Source organism: Bifidobacterium saimiriisciurei, assembly GCF_010667655.1.
GTDB lineage: Bacteria > Actinomycetota > Actinomycetes > Actinomycetales > Bifidobacteriaceae > Galliscardovia > Galliscardovia saimiriisciurei.
This window is the reverse complement of the sequence record NZ_WHZU01000005.1, coordinates 24,762-46,124: the sequence shown is the minus strand read 5'-3', so window position 1 is coordinate 46,124 and position 21,363 is coordinate 24,762. Positions and strand designations below refer to the sequence as shown.

At 63.7% G+C, this 21,363-nt stretch carries 15 protein-coding genes and 1 tRNA gene; 11 read left to right on the top strand and 5 right to left on the bottom strand.

The features are described 5' to 3' along the window. Positions 1-9: 9 nt before the first annotated feature. Both GFD18_RS04130 and pgm read right to left on the bottom strand, forming a co-directional pair. Positions 10-873, bottom strand: a complete 864-nt coding sequence (locus tag GFD18_RS04130) for a hypothetical protein (RefSeq protein WP_163198228.1) — start codon at positions 871-873, stop codon at positions 10-12. A 647-nt stretch (positions 874-1,520) separates the two neighbouring features. Beyond that, positions 1,521-3,197 carry a phosphoglucomutase (alpha-D-glucose-1,6-bisphosphate-dependent) gene (pgm, locus tag GFD18_RS04125; protein ID WP_163198226.1) on the bottom strand — a complete coding sequence of 559 codons (1,677 nt, stop codon included), beginning with the start codon at positions 3,195-3,197 and terminating at the stop codon, positions 1,521-1,523. A 164-nt stretch (positions 3,198-3,361) separates the two neighbouring features. Between pgm and GFD18_RS04120 the strand changes: the two genes are divergently transcribed. The 5 genes from GFD18_RS04120 (at position 3,362) to GFD18_RS04100 (ending at position 9,711) form a co-directional block, all read left to right on the top strand. Then, on the top strand, positions 3,362-5,671 hold the full coding sequence (locus GFD18_RS04120) for a glucose PTS transporter subunit IIA (RefSeq protein WP_225432884.1): 2,310 nt from the start codon (positions 3,362-3,364) through the stop codon (positions 5,669-5,671). 19 nt (positions 5,672-5,690) lie between these two features. Next, positions 5,691-6,539: a PRD domain-containing protein gene (locus GFD18_RS04115; RefSeq protein WP_163198224.1), complete on the top strand. Its 849-nt coding sequence runs from the start codon at positions 5,691-5,693 to the stop codon at positions 6,537-6,539. Between the two features lie 386 nt (positions 6,540-6,925). Beyond that, positions 6,926-7,315, top strand: a complete 390-nt coding sequence (locus GFD18_RS04110; protein WP_100510055.1) for a VOC family protein — start codon at positions 6,926-6,928, stop codon at positions 7,313-7,315. Positions 7,316-7,716: 401 nt separating this feature from the next. Further along, positions 7,717-9,129: an L-fucose:H+ symporter permease gene (gene fucP / locus GFD18_RS04105; protein ID WP_163198222.1), complete on the top strand. Its 1,413-nt coding sequence runs from the start codon at positions 7,717-7,719 to the stop codon at positions 9,127-9,129. A gap of 288 nt (positions 9,130-9,417) precedes the next feature. Further along, the gene (locus GFD18_RS04100) at positions 9,418-9,711 is read left to right on the top strand and encodes an HPr family phosphocarrier protein (protein ID WP_163198220.1); all 294 of its coding nucleotides are present in this window, start codon (positions 9,418-9,420) and stop codon (positions 9,709-9,711) included. Between the two features lie 73 nt (positions 9,712-9,784). On the opposite strand, the gene GFD18_RS04095 is transcribed toward GFD18_RS04100, so the two are convergent. Beyond that, positions 9,785-10,921 (bottom strand): diacylglycerol/lipid kinase family protein, encoded by a 1,137-nt coding sequence (locus GFD18_RS04095; RefSeq protein ID WP_163198912.1) that lies wholly within the window; start codon positions 10,919-10,921, stop codon positions 9,785-9,787. A gap of 117 nt (positions 10,922-11,038) precedes the next feature. On the opposite strand from GFD18_RS04095, the gene serS reads away from it, so the two are divergent. After that, a complete protein-coding gene (serS, locus tag GFD18_RS04090; protein ID WP_100510052.1) occupies positions 11,039-12,325 on the top strand; it encodes a serine--tRNA ligase in 1,287 nt (428 codons plus the stop codon). Between the two features lie 467 nt (positions 12,326-12,792). Here serS and GFD18_RS04085 read toward each other — a convergent pair whose 3' ends face one another. After that, positions 12,793-13,830: a LacI family DNA-binding transcriptional regulator gene (locus GFD18_RS04085; protein ID WP_163198218.1), complete on the bottom strand. Its 1,038-nt coding sequence runs from the start codon at positions 13,828-13,830 to the stop codon at positions 12,793-12,795. 305 nt (positions 13,831-14,135) lie between these two features. Between GFD18_RS04085 and GFD18_RS04080 the strand changes: the two genes are divergently transcribed. The 5 genes from GFD18_RS04080 to GFD18_RS04060 all read left to right on the top strand — a co-directional run bounded on the left by GFD18_RS04080 (position 14,136) and on the right by GFD18_RS04060 (position 19,874). Then, positions 14,136-15,914, top strand: coding sequence for a glycoside hydrolase family 13 protein (locus tag GFD18_RS04080; protein WP_163198216.1), 1,779 nt, complete (start codon positions 14,136-14,138; stop codon positions 15,912-15,914). Between the two features lie 46 nt (positions 15,915-15,960). Next, the gene (locus GFD18_RS04075) at positions 15,961-17,226 is read left to right on the top strand and encodes an MFS transporter (protein WP_163198214.1); all 1,266 of its coding nucleotides are present in this window, start codon (positions 15,961-15,963) and stop codon (positions 17,224-17,226) included. A 528-nt stretch (positions 17,227-17,754) separates the two neighbouring features. Then, positions 17,755-18,915: an MFS transporter gene (locus GFD18_RS04070; protein WP_345770265.1), complete on the top strand. Its 1,161-nt coding sequence runs from the start codon at positions 17,755-17,757 to the stop codon at positions 18,913-18,915. Between the two features lie 93 nt (positions 18,916-19,008). Beyond that, a tRNA-Ser gene (locus tag GFD18_RS04065) sits at positions 19,009-19,096 on the top strand. Positions 19,097-19,214: 118 nt separating this feature from the next. Further along, a complete protein-coding gene (locus GFD18_RS04060) occupies positions 19,215-19,874 on the top strand; it encodes an HAD family hydrolase (protein ID WP_163198212.1) in 660 nt (219 codons plus the stop codon). A gap of 7 nt (positions 19,875-19,881) precedes the next feature. On the opposite strand, the gene GFD18_RS04055 is transcribed toward GFD18_RS04060, so the two are convergent. Beyond that, positions 19,882-21,315, bottom strand: coding sequence for a metallophosphoesterase (locus GFD18_RS04055; protein WP_163198211.1), 1,434 nt, complete (start codon positions 21,313-21,315; stop codon positions 19,882-19,884). Positions 21,316-21,363 lie beyond the last annotated feature (48 nt).

The window sequence follows — 21,363 nt, the reverse complement described above, 5'->3', positions numbered from 1 at the left end:
CGGCCGCCCTCATAGGCATCGCCGCATCGGAACCCCGGCCTCAAGCAGCTTCCTCCGCAGTCGTTCCGGATGTTGCGCATCCTCGTAATCCAGACGAACGATGCGGCGTACCTTTCCGTTCCGCAACGCCGTTTCCCGCTCCCGTTCGGCATATACCCGTTCCCGGATCCCCTGCCGCGTCCCATCCTCCAACACATATTTGCCCATGCCGTCGAATTCCGCCACGATGATTGTCCCGTCGGGAAGCTCCCAAGAAAAATCGGCACGGAACGGGGCGTCGGGATTCCGAGGATTATGAAACGGCCGTTGCAGGCGAGGAATCACGAATCCCAGTTGGATGATTACCGCCCTGACCCATGATTCGCCGCCGTTTTCGCTCAACGGATCGGCATATTCGCAAAGACTGACGATTCGGGCCGTGTCCATGCCGAGGCCACGGCAGTATTCAAGCACTTTCGACAACGTGGTTCCCTGCCGTGCCGCGGAGTCGAAGAACGGCAGCGCCTCGATGAAGGAATACGCCATTGCGCAATCCGTCAGCGTCCGGTTGATGTCGGTGACGGTAACCGACGAACGTCGTACGGAATCCATGGTCGTCATATATATCCGTCGTAGTTTTCTGTACTGGTGCTTCGTCGGCGGAAACGTACTGGCGATGGTGACCTTCTGGTCGTCATGCAGCGAATATCCGTGCTCAAGCCCATGTGCGCAAGCTGCGGTCAGCCCGGCGAAGACCCATGAAGGATGCTGCATTGCCAATGCCTTCGCGACGTGCATATGCCGTTCGATGGGGTTCAACGCGTTCCAATATGGAATCCGGGCATACAGATTTCTGTATGGCGAGACGAGAATTCCCGCCTTGCGTCTGCGCATGAGCGCTTTTCTTTGCAGTTCGTCATGCCCTATCGCGCAGCGATTGTCATGTTCCGCCTCGTCGAGGAGGCGCTCCGTCGGTGCATGTGTTCTCATATCACGGACGGTAGTGCGGATGGAGACGCGGTGGCAACGCTTCCCAAAAATGTTGACGGATGGACCACCCTTCGTGCGTTTTGTGGATAACCGAGCCCAATGTGGGTTCCCGTTTGTTGAGGAAGAGGCAACGGATGGGAACCGGAGTGGCTGTATGGTTCCTGTCGGTTGGTGCGATTCAACGGATGGGAACCGAAAACGTGCTTAGATTCCGGTTGGTTGTGGGTGCTGCGACAAATGGGAATAGGGAGCGCGACATGGTTCCTGTTGGTTGTGTTGTGATAACGAACGGGAACCATGCCACCTTTGTTCGTTCCCATCCGTTGCACTTGAACCAACGGATGGGAGCCAGAGGCAGGATACGGTTCCCATCCGTTGGGTTGAGACGACGGATGGGAACCGAAAACGCGGCTTGGTTCCTGTTTGTCGTACTACATGCGACGGATGGGAACGGGGCGGGCGCGTACAAATACGATGATGCCCGGTCCACGGGGCGCATCCCATGAACCGGGCATCATCCTTGGGTCAGGCGATTGCAACGCCTGGCGGGACTACTCGCTCAGGGCCTTGTCGACGACGACCTCGGCCTCGTCGAGCACCTTGTCGAGCGCCTCGGGGGAGACGAACGACTCGGCGTATACCTTGTAGATGTTCTCGGTGCCGGACGGGCGGGCGGCGAACCAGTTGTCCTTGGTCGTCACCTTCAGGCCGCCGATCTTGGCGCCGTTGCCGGGTGCCTCGGTCAGCTTTGCGGTGATGTCCTCGCCGGCGAGCTGCGTGGCGGTGACGTCCGCGCCGGTGAGCTTCGCGAACTTCTGCTTCTGCTCGAGCGTGGTGGGCGTGTCGACGCGCTTGTACCAGGACTCGCCGAAACGCGCCACCTGCTCCTGATGCAGCTGGGCCGGGTTCTTGCCGGTCTTGGCGGTGATCTCGGCGGCCAGCAGGTCGGGGATGAGGCCGTCCTTGTCGGTGGTCCACACGCGGCCGTCGCGGCGCAGGAAGCTCATGCCGGAGCTCTCCTCGCCGCCGAACGCCACTTCGCCCTTGAACAGCGGGTCGACGAACCACTTGAAGCCGACGGGCACCTCGACGAGCTTGGCGCCGATGGAGGCGGCCACGCGGTCGATGAGGGACGACGACACCAGCGTCTTGCCGATGCCCGCACCCTCCGGCCAGTCGGGACGGTTGCCGCCGAACAGGTACTCCACCACGACGGCGATGTAATGGTTCGGGTTCATCACGCCCCAGTTCGGGCAGACGATGCCGTGGCGGTCGGCGTCCGGATCGGTGCCGCCGACGAGGTCGTACTTCTCCCACGCGCCGGCGTTGAGCTCGTCGACCAGGCCCTGCATCGCGTACGTGGAGGAGGGGTCCATGCGGATCTTGCCGTCGTGGTCGATGGTCATGAAGCGCCAGGTCGGGTCGACCTCGGGGCGTACCACGTCGATCGACAGGCCGTACTTCTCGTTCATCAGCGGCCAGTAGTTCACCGACGCGCCGCCGAGCGGGTCGATGCCGAGGCGCACGCCCGAGGAGCGGATCACATCGAAGTCGATGACGTTCTCCAGGTCGGAGACGTAGTGGTCGCGGTAGTCGAAGCCTTCGACGAGGTCGGACTTGATGGCCTCCTCGTACGGCACGCGCTTGACGGACTTGTAGTCGTCAAGCAGTTCGTTCGCACGCGCGGCGATCGCGTTGGTGGTCTCGGCCGGGGCCGGGCCGCCGGTGACGGGATCGTACTTGAAGCCGCCGTCGGTGGGCGGGTTATGCGAGGGGGTGACCACGATGCCGTCGGCCAGGCCTTCTCCGGTGAAGCGCTGGGAGCCGTCGGCGGCGCGGTTGTGGGTCAGGATCGCCTGGGAGACGACCGGGGTGGGGACGTAGTCGCCGCGCGAATCGACGCGCACGTGCACGCCGTTGGCGACGAGCACCTCGATGGCGGTCTTCTCGGCCGGGCCGGAGAGAGCGTGCGTGTCGCGGCCGATGTACAGCGGGCCGGTGACGCCGGCCTTCTTGCGGTATTCGGCGATGGCCTGCGTGATGGCGACGATATGGGCCTCGTTGAACGAGGTCTTCAGGCTCGATCCGCGGTGGCCGGACGTGCCGAACGACACGCGCTGCTCGGGAATCGAGGAGTCGGGGACAAGGTCATAGTACTTGCCGATGACCTCATCGACGTTGATCAGATCTTCTGGGGTGGCGGGCTTGCCCGCATTGTTAGCAACCATGAATCCATTCTGCCACAGGCCGATTCAAATCCGCCGTGTTCGCTTCCCCGTGTTGCGGTTGTTCGGGCAATCATTAATGTTCGTTATTGTTCCGTTTACGTGGCCGGCATGGCGGCGACGCGGCGAGTTGGGTACAGTGTCAGGCAGACGCGAGGAGGCGGGATATGAGAACGGAAGACAGGCGGGCAGCGTGGGTCATCGTCGCCGCGCTCGGCGGCGCCGGCAATATCCGGGGGCTGACGCATTGCGCCACCCGACTGCGATTCGAACTGCGAGACGCCTCGCTTGTCGATTCCCGTGCGCTTGACGCCGATCCCGCGGTTCTCGGCGCCGTCGCCCAGTACGGCGAGCGCTATCAGGTGGTCATCGGCGGCGCTGTCGAGGATGTATACGACGCGATGATGGCCATGCCGGCCGTGCGCGACGCGATATCGTCGTCCGACGATGATCTCGATGCCGTGAATGACGGCGATGGGGACATCGATGCGTCCGTTCCGCACATGCCCGACGCCGCGCCCGTCGCGTCCTCCGTGCCTGATTCCCCCGGCCCCGCTTCCGACTCCGCCGTCGCGGACTCCGACGCCGACCATGCGTATTCCACCCCCGTCCCGCATGAGATGGACGCCGCCGTGTTCCCCTCGGCCGGCGTCTTCGCCATGTTTCACGGGAAACGGGGCGTCACGCGCCGCCTCGCCCGTTGGCTCAACTGGTTCTTCGAGTATCTGTCCGATTCGTTCCGCCCCATCATCGGCGTGCTGCTCGGCGCGTCCATCATCATCGCGCTGGTGAACATGTGCCTTGCCCTCGGCGTCATGCCCGACGACGAGGCGTCGGCCGGCTGGATGTTCGTCAAGGCGATGTGGAAGGGCGTGTTCGTCTTCCTGCCGATCATCGTGGCCTACAACGCCTCGAACAAGCTGCGTGTGGACCCCTGGCTCGGCGCGATGATCATGGGGGCACTTATGACCCCGCAGTTCACCGGCCTGATGAACGCCGCCGACGCGGACTGCGCCACGGACCCCACGCTCGGCGTGCGCTCCTGCACGGTGCATGTGTTCGGTCTGCCCATGCATCTCAACGACTACAGCGGCAACGTGTTCGTGCCGCTCATCATGGTGCTGGCGCTCGCCGCGCTGTATCGCGGCCTCAAACGCGTGCTGCCGCGCAGCATACGCATCGTGTTCCTGCCGTTCGTCAGCATGGCCGTCATCACGCCGCTGACCGCGTTCGTGCTCGGCCCCTTCGGCGCGTGGCTGAGCAACGGCATCGGCGTCTCGCTGGCCTGGCTGAGCATGCACGCGCCGTTCGCGTTCGCCGTGCTGTTGCCGCTCATCTATCCGTTCATCGTGCCCATCGGCCTGCACTGGCCACTCAACGCCCTCATGATCGTCAACGTGCAGACGCTTGGCTACGACTTCATCCAGGGGCCTATGGCCGTATGGAACTTCGCCTGCTTCGGATCGACCGCCGGCGTACTGCTGCTTGCCGTCCGCGAGCGTGACGACGCCATGCGCCGCACCGCCACGGGCGCGCTGTTGGCCGGATTGCTCGGCGGTCTGACCGAGCCGAGCCTGTACGGCATCCATCTGAGGCATCGTCTCGTCTACCGGCGCATGCTCGTCGGCTGCGCGGCCGGCGGCCTGACCGGTGCGCTGCTCGGCTGGTTCTTCCCGTCGGTCACGCCGTCGGGCGGCGTCATGCATGGCGTCATCGCGTGGTCGTTCGCGTTCACGTCACTGCTGACCATTCCGCTGTTCAGCCGCATGTGGGTGTATGTGGCGTCCATCGCCGTCGCGTTCGTCGTGCCGATGGTGCTTATCGCGATATTCGACTATCGTACGAAGGTCCCTGCGGAAAACGGCGATGATCCACAGCCGGCGGGGGAGAAGGGGATAACGCTGGGGATATCCGAAAACACGCCGGATGGCGGGGAGGCTACCGCCGTCCGTGACGTCGACGCCGATACCGCGGAGAACCGTGCCGACGACGCCTCGTCCGCCGACGTCACCTCCGTAATCGCGCCGGTCTCCGGCGCCGTACTGCCGCTCGACGACGTTTCCGACCCCGTCTTCGCCTCGCGTGCGCTCGGCGACGGCGTTGCCATCCGTCCCGACGCCGACATCGACGACGGTCCCCATGCGATAGTCGCCCCCGTCGCCGGCGTGTTGAAAACCGTCGCCGGTACCGGACACGCCTTCGGCATCCGCACCGACGACGGCGTCGAGGTACTTCTGCACGTCGGTGTTGATACAGTAAGACTGGAAGGTGAGGGTTTTACCATGACGGTGTCCAAAGGCGAACGCGTACGGGCCGGCGACGTGCTGGCCACGGTCGATTTCACGAAACTGCGCAGGGCCGGGGTCGACGCCACCACGATGATGACCATCACCAACACCGCAAAGATGACGTCGGTCACCCCCCTCACCGGATTCGACGCCGCCGTCGGAGACCCGGTGATCACGGTCGAGCGGTGAAGCGGCGAAAGGCAGCATCATGGAGATTCTTCGCGTATTCAACAACAACGTCGTCCTCGCGAAGGACGACGATGGCACCGAAATCGTGCTCACCGGCCGCGGCATCGGCTTCCAGGGCAAGCCCGGCAAGGCCGTCGACGAAACGAAGATCGTGCGCAGGTTCGTGCCCTCCGACGGCCGCGACCCCGACCACCTCGCCCAGATGCTCGCCGGCATCGAACCCGAAACCGTGCGGCTCGTCATCGATGCCCTCCACGACGCCGGCCTCGAGGGGCTTTCCGGCAACACCACCGTCATCGCCTCGTTGAGCGACCACGTCGACAACGCCCTGCGGCGCCTCGCCGACGACACCCATGTCACCTATCCGCTGCGCGCCGAGGTCAGCAACCTCTACCCGGACGAATTCGCCCAGGGTCAACGCCTCCTCGCCGCCATCAACACTCGGCTCGCTGCGGCCGGCCGGACGACGCTGCCCGACGGCGAGACCACCGCCCTCGCCATGCATCTCGTCAACGCCGGATTCGCCACCGGCGACCTCTCCTACACCTACACGATGACCGGCGTCATCCAACAGATGATGACCATCATCGAAGCGACCTTCAACATCGTCTTCGACCGGGACTCCGTCAACGTCAGCCGCTTCATCACCCACGTGCGCTACCTCTTCGTCCGCATCCGCCAGAACAACCAGCTCGCCGACGAGCCCGCGCCCATCATCCACGCCATCACCCAGTCCTACCCCCGCGCCATGCAATGCGCCCAACGCATCGCTGCGGTATTGGAGATGCGTCTCGACGCGAATCTGACTCAGGACGAGATTGCGTATTTGGCCCTCCACATCGCCCGCGTCAGCGGGATTTCCGAATAACGGAGCGTCATCGGCACATCAGCAGACTCGACGTACCTTCGTACGCCTTCGCCTGCCGTTGCCCCGATGCCGCACAACGTTATTCGAAAATCCCCTCGGCATATCGGTGTGCGTCCTTGGCTCCCGCCGGCGGGAGCTGGCCGCCGAAGGCGGACTGAGGGTGGTCGATGCGACCCGTCGTTTCCCGGCATCCAGGTGTCCGACCACCCTCAGTCACGCTGGCACGTGACGGCCCCCGCCGGCGGGAGCCGAGAACCCCATGGAGGAAGCACCCCTGCCGATATCAAACGTTCGACACGCCGAGTTGCCGAGATTGACCAATTAACGACGTTAATGTAATCTAAATTTCGCAAACACAAATCTGTAGGCAATGGAGGCTACGAATCATGAGCATTCGCGATCATCTGACCGGAATCGGCCACGTCGGCATTCCCACCAACGATCTCGAAGGCACCATCGCATACTACGAGAAGCTCGGCTTCGAGTGCGAGGGCATCTACCCGAACGGCGACGACCGCTGCACCTTCCTGCATCTGAACAACCTCGTTCTTGAGGTATGGACGATGGCGGAACCGGCCGGCGTCACCGGAGCGATCAACCACTTCGCCATCGACGTCACCGACATCGACGCCGCGTTCGCGGAGGCCGAGAAGCTCGGGCTGAACCTCGTCGAGGGCTCCGTCCAGCACATCCCCACGTTCCACGAGAACGGCATCCGCTATTTCAACGTCCTCGGACCGAACCACGAGACCATCGAATTCTGCCAGATCCTCTAAGGGCGACGTCCCCGAGAGATTCCACGGAATCCCGAGGAATCCCAAAGAATCCCAAAGAATCCGAAATCCCGAAACGTACGGATCCATAACCGACATAACTGAATATCCATAACTGAAAGCCACTTTTCTTTCGTTGGCCTTAGCTTTCTGCGGGTTACGGCGAATCCTCCAGGCTCCCAGTCGATGAGGCCCGGCACGGTATGCGACGAACGCACGCCGACGCCCGGCCGCATCGGGCGGTCGCGGCGAAGCGACCGCGGGCCTGAGTATTGATTACCCAATTCGCGTAACCCGGCGTGTTTGCCAGAGCCAAGGCCAACGACAGATGTTGACGACCATGGTCGGCACACCGATGCACCGACAATCATCGTCTGGTTGCGCGCCTCGTGAGAGAAGACATCATGACCGAAGCAATCGCAACCGATATTCCGGAAACCACGGAACCCGAGGAGCCCGAGACCGCCGCCAAGAAGGCCAAGTGGATCGAGTTCTCCGACGGCTATCTCGACCGCACCCCGGTGCTCCAGTTCGCCATGACGGCGATTCTGTTCGGCATCTGGGCCGTCGCCTCCAGCCTCAACGACGTGCTCATCACCCAGTTCAAGGCCGTGTTCTCGCTGAGCGACCTCGCCACCGCGTTCGTGCAGAGCGCCTTCTACGGCGGCTACTTCCTCATCGCCATCCCCGCGTCGCTGTTCATCAAGAAGACCAGCTACAAGATCGGCATCATCGCCGGCCTGTCGTTCTTCGCCGTCGGCTGCTTCATCTTCTTCCCGGCGAGCCGACTGGTGACGTACGAGGTCTTCCTCTTCGCCATCTTCGTCGAGGCCATCGGCCTGAGCTTCCTTGAGACCTCCGCCGACACCTACGCCACCCTGATGGGTCCGAAGCGCCTCGGCACCGTGCGACTCAACGTGGCCCAGACCATGAACGCCCTCGGCCTGATCACCGGCATCCTGCTCGGCAAGTACCTCGTGTTCCAGGACTCCAACCTGCACGCCGAAATGGCCAAGATGGCCCCCGACGCCGCCAAGGCCTACGGCGCCGAACAGCTCAGCCGCACGCTGGAGCCGTACAAGTACCTGCTCATCGTGCTGGCCGTGCTCATCGTGCTGTTCGCCATCACCAAGTTCCCGAAGTGCCGCCCCGCCACCAAGGAGGGCACCGTCGCCAAGGCCACCCTCGGCGAGACCATGACCTACCTGTTCCACAACGGCCGCTTCTGGAAGGGCATCGCCACCCAGTTCATCTACGCGGGCACCCAGACCGGCATCTGGTCCTTCACCATCCGACTCGCCCTCAACCAGGGCGGCGCCTCCATGACCGACCGTGACGCCGCGAACTTCATGATCATCAGCTACATCGTGTTCTTCGTCGGACGACTCGGCGCCAGCTACCTGCTCTCCAAGTTCCGCGAGACCCGCGTCCTCGCCATCTTCATGATCGGCGGCGCCATCGTGCTGCTCGGCACCGCGTTCCTGCCCGGCATGACCGCCGTGTGGTTCGCCGTCGCCGTGAGCTTCTTCCTCGGACCGGGCTGGCCGACCATCTACTCCCGCACGCTGAAGACCGTCGAGGACCGTCGCCACACCGAGACCGCCGGCGCGATCATCGTGATGGCCCTGGTCGGCGGCGCCTTCCTGCCCACCCTGCAGGGCGCCCTCTCCGACGCCTCCACCATGCAGTTCTCCTTCATCCTGCCGGCCATCGAGCTCGCCATCGTGGGCCTGTACTTCATCACCGAGTTCAAGCGCGACAAGTACACCCCCGCCCAGCTCAAGGCCATGGCCGAGAAGGAGGAGTCCGACAAGTAAAACCCCTGTCGGAATGCCGTCGCTGCGGCATGCATCGCCGCGGCGGCCGCGCCTATCGCTATCGCAAAGGCTCCGCATAGGCGTCGCATGGATATCGTATGGGCGCCGCATGGGGCATGAATGACGACCCGGCTCACGTCATGTGAACCGGGTCCTGTCATATGGCCTGTCGTATGGGCCTATGGGCCGTCCGTCCCGCAGGACGGTACGCCAGGTCCGCGTGACGCAATAGTATCTTCGTCATTCGGCAACGCAACGTCGACAATGGAGCAGTGGAAAGGACTCGGTATGATCACGCGCACGGTCACCATCGGAACCCCGCTCGGGCTTCATGCGCGGCCGGCCGCACGGTTCGTGCAGGCCGTCATCGACTCGGGGCTTCATGTGACCATGGCCCACGACGGTCGTGAGGTCGACGCCGGCAGTATTCTCTCCGTCATGTCGCTGAACGTCGTCGGCGGCGACGTCGTCATGCTGACGACGAACGCCGACGAGACATCCGGCGATGGCGCCGGCGTCGACGCCGTCAACATGACGATGGACTCGCTCACCGCCATGCTCGCGTCGAATCTCGACGAATAAATAACAATTTGGCGGATAGCAAACGGCCGGCGAAACCATCGCCGGCCGAAAACATATTCGATGCGCTAACGCGTCACTTCGCGGCGGACGCCGTCGCCGTGGCGGACGCGGCGGGCGCCGCCGGCTCGGGGACGCGCACGCACAGCGCGCGATGCTCCACGGTGAACTCGATATGCGAGGTCTTGCCGAGGATATCGCCGTCCACCTGCGCCAGCGCCGGCTTCTCCAAGCGGATCTCCGCTCGCGACCCCTGGATCTGATCGACCGACGAATTCGTCGACAGCGGATTCTGCTCCGCCTTCCTCGTGATCGTCTGATGCAGCACGTCGCCGAACAGATTCGCCCAGCCGATGATGCCGCCCGTCGTGTCGATAAGCTCGAAATCAAGGATGCCGTCGTCATACGAGGCCTCGGGCATCAGCGCGAAACCGGGGATCTGGCCGCAGTTGCCGGCCATGAACGTGCGGAACGCCGTCGTCCGCGACTTCTGCTCCTTGCCGTCCGGCCCGCAGATGGTGAACGTGCCGCGATACTTCGGCGTGAACAGGTTCTTCACGCCGCCCACGAAATACGCCAGCCAGCTGATGTTCTTCTTCAACGCCGGATCGGTGTCGTCGATCATCGCGGCATCGAAGCCGATGCCCGCGATGATGAGGAACGCGTGGCGACGCTTCGGCTCGTCGGAATCCAACAGCGTCATACGGCCCATGTCGACCTTGCGCGAACCATGGGAGATGGCCACCTGCAGCGCGGCGTCGATGTCGCCGAGCGGAATGCCCATGTTGCGGGCGAACAGGTTGCCGGTGCCGATGGGGATGATGCCGAACGGGCGGTCCGTGCCGGCCACGGCGCTCGCCGCCGTGCGTACCGTGCCGTCGCCGCCGACCGCCACGATGGCGTCGGCGCCGCGTTCCATCGCCTCGAGCGCGCACGCCTTGCCGTCCTTGTCGAGCTGCGTGTCGACGAACATGGGGGAGCCGAGGTCGCGGGCCTTGAAGAACGCGACGATCTGGGCGCGGATGTCCTCCGCGCCCGGCTTGGAGGGATTGAGGATGAACGCGTACGTGGCGGTCGCCTTGTCGCGCTGCTCGATGGTGGTGATCAGCCGCCTGCGCCGATACGTGGCGACTGCGGCGGCGACGATTGCCGCCAGGGCTGCTACGGCGACGATAGCGATGACGATGATCCATCCAACAGACATGTAGCCCATTGTCATACGAATCGATTCGCGGTCGCCTCGCAAACGCTCCGATTTCTTCGTTTTCTGCACGAATTCGGGCATCATGGCGCTCTGGGCGTGTCTTATGCGGGCATTATCGTAAGGCCTATGCTTGATATTCAATTCATTCGTGAACATGCAGATATCGTCAAGGAATCCCAGCGCAAGCGCGGCGAGTCTGTTGAGCTCGTCGATGAAGTCCTGCGATCCGACGAGGCGCGTCGCACCGCGCTGAAGGAATTCGAGACCGCCCGCGCCGAACAGAAGGCCATGGGCAAGAAGGTCGCCTCCGCCCCGGCCGACGAGAAGGCCGCCATCATCGCCCAGACCAAGGAACTCGCCAACAAGGTCACCGAGTTCAAGGCCGAGGCCGACAAGGCCTCCGAGGAATACACCACCGCCATGTGGAAGCTGTCCAACATCGTGGAGCCCGAGGCCCCCGAAGGCGGCGAAGACGACTACGTGGTCGTCAAGAAGGTCGGCCAGATCCGCGACTTCGCGGCCGAAGGCTTCGAGCCCAAGGACCACCTGACCCTCGGCACCGGCGTGGCCGGCATCGACATGCGCCGCGGCGTCAAGGTCGGCGGCTCCCGCTTCTACTTCCTGCGCGGCGCCGTGGCCCGCATGCAGATCGCCATGCTCACCATGGCCGTCGACCAGGCCGAGAAGAACGGCTTCATCCTCGCCATCACCCCGACGCTCGTGCGCCCCGAGGTCATGGCCGGCACCGGCTTCCTCAACTCCCACGCCGATGAGATCTACCGTCTGCGCGAACCCGACGACCAGTACCTCGTCGGCACCTCCGAGGTGGCGCTCGCCGGCATGCACGAGAACGAGATCCTCGATCTGTCCAACGGCCCGCTGCGCTACACCGGCTGGAGCTCCTGCTACCGCCGCGAGGCCGGCGCCGCCGGCAAGGACACCTCCGGCATCATCCGCGTGCACCAGTTCGACAAGGTCGAGATGTTCGTCTACTGCAAGCAGGAGGACTCCCGCGCGCAGCACCAGGCGCTGTTGGCCATGGAGCAGGAGATGCTCGGCAAGGTCGAGGTGCCGTACCGCATCATCGACACCGCCGCCGGCGACCTCGGCTCCTCCGCCGCCCGCAAGTTCGACTGCGAGGCCTGGGTGCCGACGCAGGGCCGCTACCGCGAGCTGACCTCCACCTCGAACTGCACCGAGTACCAGGCCCGCCGTCTCAACATTCGCGAGCGCACCGAGGACGGCGGCACCCGCGCCGTCTCCACGCTCAACGGCACGCTGGCCACCACCCGCTGGCTCGTCGCCATCCTCGAGAACCACCAGCAGAAGGACGGCTCCATCGTGATTCCGCAGGCCATGCGCCCCTACATGGGCGGCCGCGAGGTCATCGAGCCGACGAAGTGGGAGGCCTGATTCAATCAGGCTGCAGTATTCCACGACGGCGCTCCTTGGTGTCGCGCCTGTTCTGAACAGTCCACTGGACTGTTCAGAGTGGGAGGCCTGACGGCCTACAGTATTTCGCGACGGAGGCTGTTTCCCGTAGGCTCCCCTCATGATTGAGGGGAGCTGTCGGCGTGAGCCGACTGAGGGGAGCTGACTCTTGGAGATTCCGTCAGCGAATACTCGATTTATGCATGATGCGGTTCCGTGCCATATTTTCATGGCACGGAACCGCATTTTCATATGCATCGACGTTCCGTGGCGGATTCCTTACGCGGCTGTGCCTTGGAATCGTTGGAATCCCAACGATTCATAAATACTGGCTGCGAAGAATCCTGTCACGGAACGAAACCTCGTAACGAGTTTGTATTCCGTGCCATGAGCATATGTCAGGGAATGATTGGGCTGGCGGGATTCTTTATTCCGTGGCACGAGAGGCATCACTGCCGCGGTGCCGGTCCGGTGGTGTTGCGCAGCACCAGCGAGGTCTCCTGAATCCGATGTGGCGATTCCACCGCTTCATGCTGAATCAGTTTCAGCACGAGTTCCGCAGCCCGACGCCCGAGCGTCATCGGATCCTGATGGATGGTAGTGAGTTCCACGGCCGCCGCGACGGTGTCGTCATCGAATCCGATTACCGAGCAATCCTCGGGAATGCGCAGCTGCTGCCGTCTGAGCTCCTGCATCAGCGTGACCGCGAAGCCATCGGTCTCCACGCAGATGCCGGTGGGGCGCTTCGGTGCGGAGAGCAGCCGTGCCACGATCTGCGAGATGGCGTCTTGCGGCGAATGATAGCCTTCGGTCTGCTCGCCTCGAATCACCGTGAGGTCATCGTCGGCATAGCCGAGTTGTCTGGCCGCGTCGAGGAACCCTCGGGAACGCAGCGACGAACTGAACGAGAACGGTTCGAAATCGGGTTCTTCGACGAAGGCGAGATGCCGGTGGCCCTGCGAGTGCAGGAACCGGACGGCATTGCCCATCGCGGCGATGTTGTCGATGCATACCGAGGCGTCGAATCCTTCGGTGGTCGGGGTGTTCAGGCCGATTGTGGGGATGTCGAGCGTTTTGAGCAGACGTTTGAAATCGTCGTTCAAGTCGAACGATGAAACGATGGCGCCGTCCGCGTTCTTGCCGCCGCGAAGCGTGGCGAAGAACTCCGACAGCTCCGCGTCATTGCTCACCGCGTAGGGGATGAGATCGTAGCCGTGTCGATGCAGTGCCTTGTAGGCTCCCTGCATGATCGCTCCGTTGAACCAGGTGTTCAGCGCGGGGGAGACGAGCATGAAAATGCGCATGGTGCGTCCGGAGGCCAGCGACGAAGCGCTTCTCGACAGGGTGAAGTGCAGTTCCTCGGCGGCCTGGAGCACGCGTTCCCTCGTGGCGGGTCTGACCCGATTGCTGCCGCGCAGCGCCAATGAGGCCGTGGACTGCGATACCCCGGCGCGTGCCGCCACATCCATGATCGTCGGTCGTCCCATGCTTCCCCTCCTCCAGGTCGCGTCCATGCCTTCCTGATAAATGATGCATTTTTTCGCAGCGGTTCGATGATGACTCGCTATGTGCATGCACTCACTTTACACGGATATATTCGGCGTGTTGGAAATTCGACAAATAAAAATCGAAGCGCTACGATAAAGCCATCCTTCAAACGGAAGGATGATTGTTGCGGTGGTTGATAAATATTTCCTGCTGCCGCGACGACATGCGATATAAACGGCACAATGATGGTGCGACTCATAATCGAAGCGCTTCGAAAGTGTCTGTGGTTTCAAGGAGGAAAACGATGACGGACAAGCAGGCGAACGACCCGGCGCTGTGGTGGAAGCAGGCCGTGGTCTATCAGGTGTATCCCCGCTCGTTCAAGGACAGCACCGGCACGGGCCTCGGCGATCTCAACGGCGTGACCGAGAAGATCCCATACCTCAAGCGTCTGGGCGTGGACGCAATCTGGCTCAACCCCTTCTACCCCTCGCATATGGCCGACGCCGGCTACGACGTCGACGACTATCGCGACGTCGACCCGCTGTTCGGCACCATGGATGACTTCTCCCGCCTGACCAAGACCGCTCACGAGGCGGGCATCAAGGTCGTCATCGACATCGTGCCCAACCATACCTCCAACCAGCACGAATGGTTCAAGGCCGCGCTCGCAGCCGGCCCCGGCTCCCCGGAGCGCGACCGCTACATCTTCCGCGACGGCAAGGGCCCCAACGGCGATATTCCGCCCACGAACTGGGAAAGCCACTTCGGTGACCCCGCCTGGAAGCGCGTCCCCGACGGCCAGTGGTACCTGCACATGTTCGCCGAGGAACAGCCCGACCTCAACTGGAAGAACCCCGAAGTGCACGAGGACTTCAAGAAGACCTTCCGATTCTGGCTCGACCATGGTGTCGACGGCTTCCGCATCGACGTGGCGCAGGGACTCGGCAAGGACCTCGACCGCGACGATCTCGACAATTACCACGTGTGGTGCGACAACACCCTGCCCGACGACGGCAGCCATCCGGTCATCGACCGCAACGAATCCCATGAGATCTACAAGGAATGGCGCCGCGAGGTGTTCAACCAGTACGACCCGCCGACCTTCGCCGTGGCCGAGGCCATGGTCAATCCCAAGCGACTCCACCTCTACGCCAGCACCGACGAACTCGGCCAGACGTTCAACTTCGAATTCGCCAAGAAGAACTGGCTTCGCGACGAATTCCACACGGCCATCGAAGAAGGCCTCGCCGCCGCCCGCGAGGCGAAGTCATCCGCAACCTGGGTGATGAGCAACCACGACATGATCCGGCAGACCACGCGATACGGACTGCCGCAGGTCAAATCCGCCGAACACCATCAGCTGCCGCTCGACTGGCTGCTGCGAAACGGTGAGACCTACGCCGAGGACCGCGAGCTGGGCACCAAGCGCGCCCGCGCCGCGATCCTGATGGAGCTGGCGCTTCCCGGCAGCGCCTACGTATACCAGGGCGAAGAGCTCGGCCTGTTCGAGGTCGCCGACATCCCGTGGGAGAAGCTGGAGGACCCGTGGGCGTTCAACTCCACCCGAGCCACCGCCAAGAAGGGGCGCGACGGCTGCCGTGTGCCGCTGCCCTGGGATTCCACAGACGCGCCCAAGCTCGCCGATGAATCCGACGAATTCGGCGCCGGCGGCTCGTTCGGATTCTCCCCGGCCGCCAAGGCCGACGGCTCCGCCGCCGACGAGCCGCACCTTCCCCAGCCCAGGTGGTTCAAGGACCTCGCCGTCGACGTGCAGGACGCCGACCCCGACTCCACGCTGAACCTGTACCGGGCCGCTCTCGCCCTGCGTCACGAATACCGCAACGAGGACACCGATGTGGAGTGGCTGCCCGAAGACCGTGCATCCGACGTCCCTGACGGCGCCAACGGGTACCCGGGCGGCGTGATCGCCTACCGCCGCTCCAACGGCTGGGCCAGCCTGACCAACTTCGGCGCCGAACCCATCGACCTGCCCGCGGGCGAGGTGCTGCTCGCATCCGCGCCGCTCACCGAAGACGGCCGCCTGCCGCAGGACGTTGGCGTGTGGATGAAGCTCGACTGAGCGTGAACCGGACAAGAGAACCCATCGAGAGAGAAAACGAGGCATCATGACATCAGACATCACGCCCGTGGCAGCGGGCAAGGCCGTGAACAAGGCCGTCGAGAAAGCCCGGTACATCGCCGGCTTCATCGCCTACCAGATGCTCAACAACATCGCCTTCTACATCATCGTCTCCATCCTGATACCGCAGCGGCTCAAGGACCTCGGCGTGGCCAACCCCACCGCCGTGCTTGGCGCCATCAACGGCATCGGCGCCATACTGTCGCTGTTCTTCAACGTGTTCTTCGGCGCCATGAGCGACCGTACGCGCTCGCGGTTCGGCCGGCGCAGCCCCTGGATCCTTTCCGGCATGGTGCTCTACGGCGTCTGCTTCTGGATAATCAGCCTGCCGACGACCGGCCTGACCATCGGCATCGCCTACTGCTGCGCGATGTTCGGGCTCAACATGGCGCTCGCCCCGCTGACCGCCATCCTCTCCGACCGCGTGGATGAAGGCAGCCGTGCCACGGTGTCCGCGGCGTTCGGCGGCGGCGCCGTCATCGGCCAGGGCATCGGCGGTCTCATCGGCTCCTTCTTCATCACCCGCACTCAGCTCGGCTTCGTCGTCGCGGCCCTGTTCGCCGCCTCTGCGGGCATCCTCTCCGTGCTGCTCATGCCGAAGGACCCCTCCACCAAGGAGATGCCACGCGCCGACATCCCCGCGTGGCGGGTGATTCTCGAGGCGTTCCGTCCTCCGCTGAAGAACGCCGGCGACTTCTACAAGGCATTCGTCTGCCGCACCTGTCTGATCGTCGCCTACCAGATGGTCACCTCGTTCCAGCTGTACATTCTGCAGGATCATATCGGCCAGTCGAAGGTGGAATCCGCCGCCACGATTCAGATCATCTCCCTGATCACCATGATCGTATCCATCGTCGCGCCGTTCCTCTCCGGCCCGATCTCCGACATCATCAAGCGTCGCAAGCCGCTGATCCTGTTCTCCTGTGGCCTGTATGCAGTGGGCCTCGCCATGCCATGGATCTTCCCGTCCCGCATGGGCATGCTGCTGTTCGCCGGCATCGCCGGCTTCGGCTACGGCATCTACATGGCCGTCGACCAGGCGCTGAACGTCGACGTGCTGCCCGACAAGGAGAACGCCGGCAAGGACCTCGGCTTCCTCAACGTGGCCACCTGCGCCGGCCAGGCCATGGGCTCGGCCATCACGTCCACGCTGATCACCATGACCGGCTCATACAACACCGTGTTCCCGGTGGCCATCGCCATCAGCCTCATCGCCGGAATCTCGGTGCTCACCATCAAGCGGGTGAAGTAGCCGACCATTGCGGGACGCCGCCGTCCGCGACCCAGGTCCGGTCCAGGCGCCCCGCTGAACAATCGCCGCGGTGCGGGATATGCTCCCGCGCCGCAGCGTTTTTTCCGAGAACAAAGTTCATGCCGTCCTGTCCGAAAACAGATGTGCGCAAACGCTGTCTCCGTTGCGGTTATTAGCGTGTCGTAGGCGTTGGGAATTGTCGGAAGACAGCGTTACTTTTTTCTCGTTCCAGTAATCACCAACCCTGTCCAATATCGTTCGGCAACAGCAATAGCAACGGCATCGCAATCGCGATAAAGTCGGTGCAGCCGGTGCGGCGGCCGGTTCAGGCGGCCGACGTCGCCGATACGATCATGGCGGGCTTCGTATGGAAGAGACCAAACGATGACGCAGGAGCATAACAGCGCCAGCCAGAAGAACGTCAAGAGCGAATCGTCCAAGGCCGCGGCGAAGTCCGCCGCATCCGCCGGCCGGCCCGCCCTGCGCGACGACCGGTTCTTCACGCTGCCGGTCATCTCACTGGTCTCGATGAGCTTCCTGCTCGGCATGAGCGAGTTCATCATCGTCGGCATCCTGCCCGACATCGCCGAAGGGCTCAACGTGTCGCTGACCACCGTCGGCGGCCTCGTGTCGCTGTTCGCGTTCGTCTACGCACCGGCGACCCCGATCGGAGCCTCCATCAGCTCGCGGTTCGAACGCTTCCGCACGCTGCTCTTCCTCGCCGTGGTCTTCCTCATCGGCAACCTCATGTGCGCATTCGCCGTCGGCTACGGCATGCTCGTGGCCGCGCGAATCGTCATCGCGCTGATCTCCGGCACCACTGTCGCCATTTCCATGACCTTCGCCGACGACGTGGCCACGCAGAAGAACCGCACGAAATTCGTGGCCTGGGTGTTCTCCGGCTTCTCCATCGCCTCCGTGTTCGGCGTGCCGATCGGCACGTCCATCGCGAACACGTTCGGCTGGCGCTGGTCGTTCCACGTCATCAACATCCTCACCGTCGTGCTCATCGTCGTCATGTGCATCGTGCTGCCGAAGAACCACTACGGTCCGAAGTCGCGTTTCCTCGCGCAGTTCTTCATCTTCACCGAGAAGCGCATCTGGGGCGGCATCCTCGCCGTTGTGTTCGCCGCCGCCTCCACGTACGTGTTCTACACGTATCTCACGCCGATCCTCGAACAGGAGATCGGCATTCCCGCGCAGTACATCTCGCTCGCGCTGGCCGCGTACGGCGTGGCCTGCCTCGCCAGCAACCTGTACGGCGGCAAGCTCGGCGACCGCGGCCGCGGCGTGGTGCCGCTGGTCAAGGGCCGTCCGAGCTATCTGATCCAGGCGGTGTTCATGGTGGCGCTGCCGTTCGCCGTGATGAACATCATCGCCGGCTGCGTGGTGCTGCTTGTCCTCGGATTCCTCATGTATCTGCAGAACACCGCCTCGCAGGTGCTGTACATGGACGTGGCCGCCCAGACCCATCCCGGCTCGTTGAACCTCGCCTCGTCGTTCAACTCGATGTCGTTCAACATCGGCATCGCGCTTGGCTCGGCCGTCGGCGGCCTCGTGACCGACCACATCGGCCTGCGCTGGCTTGGCCCGTTCGGCGCCGTCTTCGCCGTATGCGCGTGGCTGACCGCCGTGTGGCTGAACGCCGACCTCAAACGTCGCGAGGCCGCGAAGGCCGCTGAGGCGTGACGTTTCCGTACGGTTTGTCGAAACCCGCGTTATGGATTATGATGTAACGCGTGCTTTCACGCGGACGTCGCCTGCGGCGTCCGCGCATCACATGGACAGGTGTCTGAGCGGTCTAAAGAGACGGTCTTGAAAACCGTTGAAGCGCAAGCTTCCGCGAGTTCGAATCTCGCCCTGTCCGCCAACGGCTCCCGGGTTGTCGCCCGGGAGCCTTTTTCGTTCGCTCGTTACGGACCGATGAAAAGAGCGAACGCCGGCAGGGAGTACAGTGGCCTAGTAGCAACCGATATCAGGGGGATTCCATGCCGTATACGCCGAAAAGCCGCAAATCCGACGAGATCAACGTCATCTTCGATTTCTGCGACGTGCTGCTGCAATGGGACCCCAAGGGCGGCACCTACGACCTGTTCGCCGAGCAGTCGTCCATCGACGTATGGAAGCGCTTCTACGACGAGGACGCCGACTATGGGTTCTGGCATTACGACGGCCTGCTCGACGCCGGTATGGACGCCGCCGAGGCGGCCGCCGACTATCGCGCCCATCATGGGGGAGAGGCTGACGAGAACGCGTTCGATCTATATCTCGCCCATCGCGAGCTCGCCTTCCGCGGCATGATCCCCGGCATGGACACGCTGCTCGAACTGCTGCATACGCGCGGCATGCCCACATGGGGCCTGACGAACTTCACCGCCGACGCCGTCGAGTACGCGCAGTCGCAGTATCCGGCGATGAGACTGCTGAACGATGTGGTCGTTTCATCCGTGGAACGGCTCAAGAAGCCGGACCGGCGCATCTACGAGCTGGCCGCCGAACGATTCGACGTCGACCCGGCGCGGTCGGTGTTCATCGACGACAAGCCGTGGAACGTTGAGGCGGCCCGCGACGCCGGATTCCAATCGTTCGTATTCGTCAACGCGATGGACGCCCGCACGCAGCTGGCGCAGGCGGGGGTGCGGCTCTAGCGTCGGACTAGTGCCGCCGCCGAATCAACCCGTGCCATATGACATGGGCGAGCGCGGCGCCGGAGAACGCGACCGTCGCCGCGACCTTCGGCTTGCGCAGTTCGTTGCGCAGCGAGGCGCCGTCGGTCACCAGATGGTCGCCGACGAACACACGCACCTCGTTGCCGCTATGACGGCCGATAAGCTCGCCGTACGTGAGCATGCGGGTGTCGTAGGCGGCCGGATCGTCCTCATGGAACGTGAACAGGCGGATGCCGCGCAATGCCGACTTCGGCCCGTATGACGTGAAGCCGCAGGTCGGCGCATAGCCGAGGTCGAAGCCGTCCACGCGGCCGACGAACGCGTTCTTGTGGTCGTGGCCGGCGAACAGGGCGAAATAGCCGCCGGCCTCGCGCATGGCCTCCACCTCGCCGCAGTTCGTGTCGGCGCAGCCGATGGCCTCGCCGAGCATGGAGCCGGGACGGCATTTCGAATCGTCAAGCAGGTAGCATTTTCCGGCGAAGGCACGGGCGCCCTCCACCGCATACGGGGTCCATGCGGGAACCTCGCGCAGGCACTGGTAGAACTCCTGCGGGGGAATGTGCTGGAACGCGATGGACGGCACCGGCCTGCCGTCGCCGTTGCGCTCGCCCAGGTGCCGCTGCACGTCGCCGATCCACCGGATGGCCTTGGGGCTGGGGGAGCCGTAGCCGGCGCTGTCGGCGAGGTCGATGGCGCGCGAATGGTTCGCATACAGGCTGAAGGTGATCGGATGCTGCTCCCTGGCCGTCTCGTCGTTCTCCATGTATGGTCCGGGCTCGCCGTCCTCGTCGCCCGCCTCGCCGGCGTAGTCGCCGGAGTTCACCATCATCACGCTCATGGCGATGCGGCCGCTGTCGTCGGAAGCTTCGACCGGCAGTGCGAACGTGCCCGGTTCGCAGGCCAGCGGGTCCGCATGGTCGGCGGCCAGCGCGCTCGGGGTGTCCGGCGTGCTGCGCGGGTTCAGGCAGCCGGGGAATTCGCGGTACATGTCGTCCTGCTCGTCGGCGAGCACGCCGCATTGGAAGTCGTGGTTGCCGTAGGTGGCGGCGAACGGCACGCCGGCGGTCGTGGCCGGCTCGAGGAACGAGGCGAACGCCTCGCGCACCTTCTCGCGCGTATGGTTCATGGCCGTCACGGCGTCGACGTCTTCGGGATGTACGCCCTGCACGGCCGCCTCGAACTTCGTGACCGAACGCACGTGGGCGCCCGGCCTGTCGCCGCGCCGTCGCAGGAACGTGTCGATGAAGGCGGGATCGTATCCGCGAATCTGGTCGCCGGTGAGTACGATGAGGTCCGGGTCGGCGACCGCGATGGCCTCGCGAATCAGGCGGATCGTGTCCTCGTTGACGTTCGGGCCGTCCTGGATGTCGGCCATCTGCAGCACGCGGAACGTGCCGTTATCGCGAAATCGAAGGGTCATAGACACCACTCTATTACGAAGGAATGCGCGCGGCGGGCTCTCATGGCG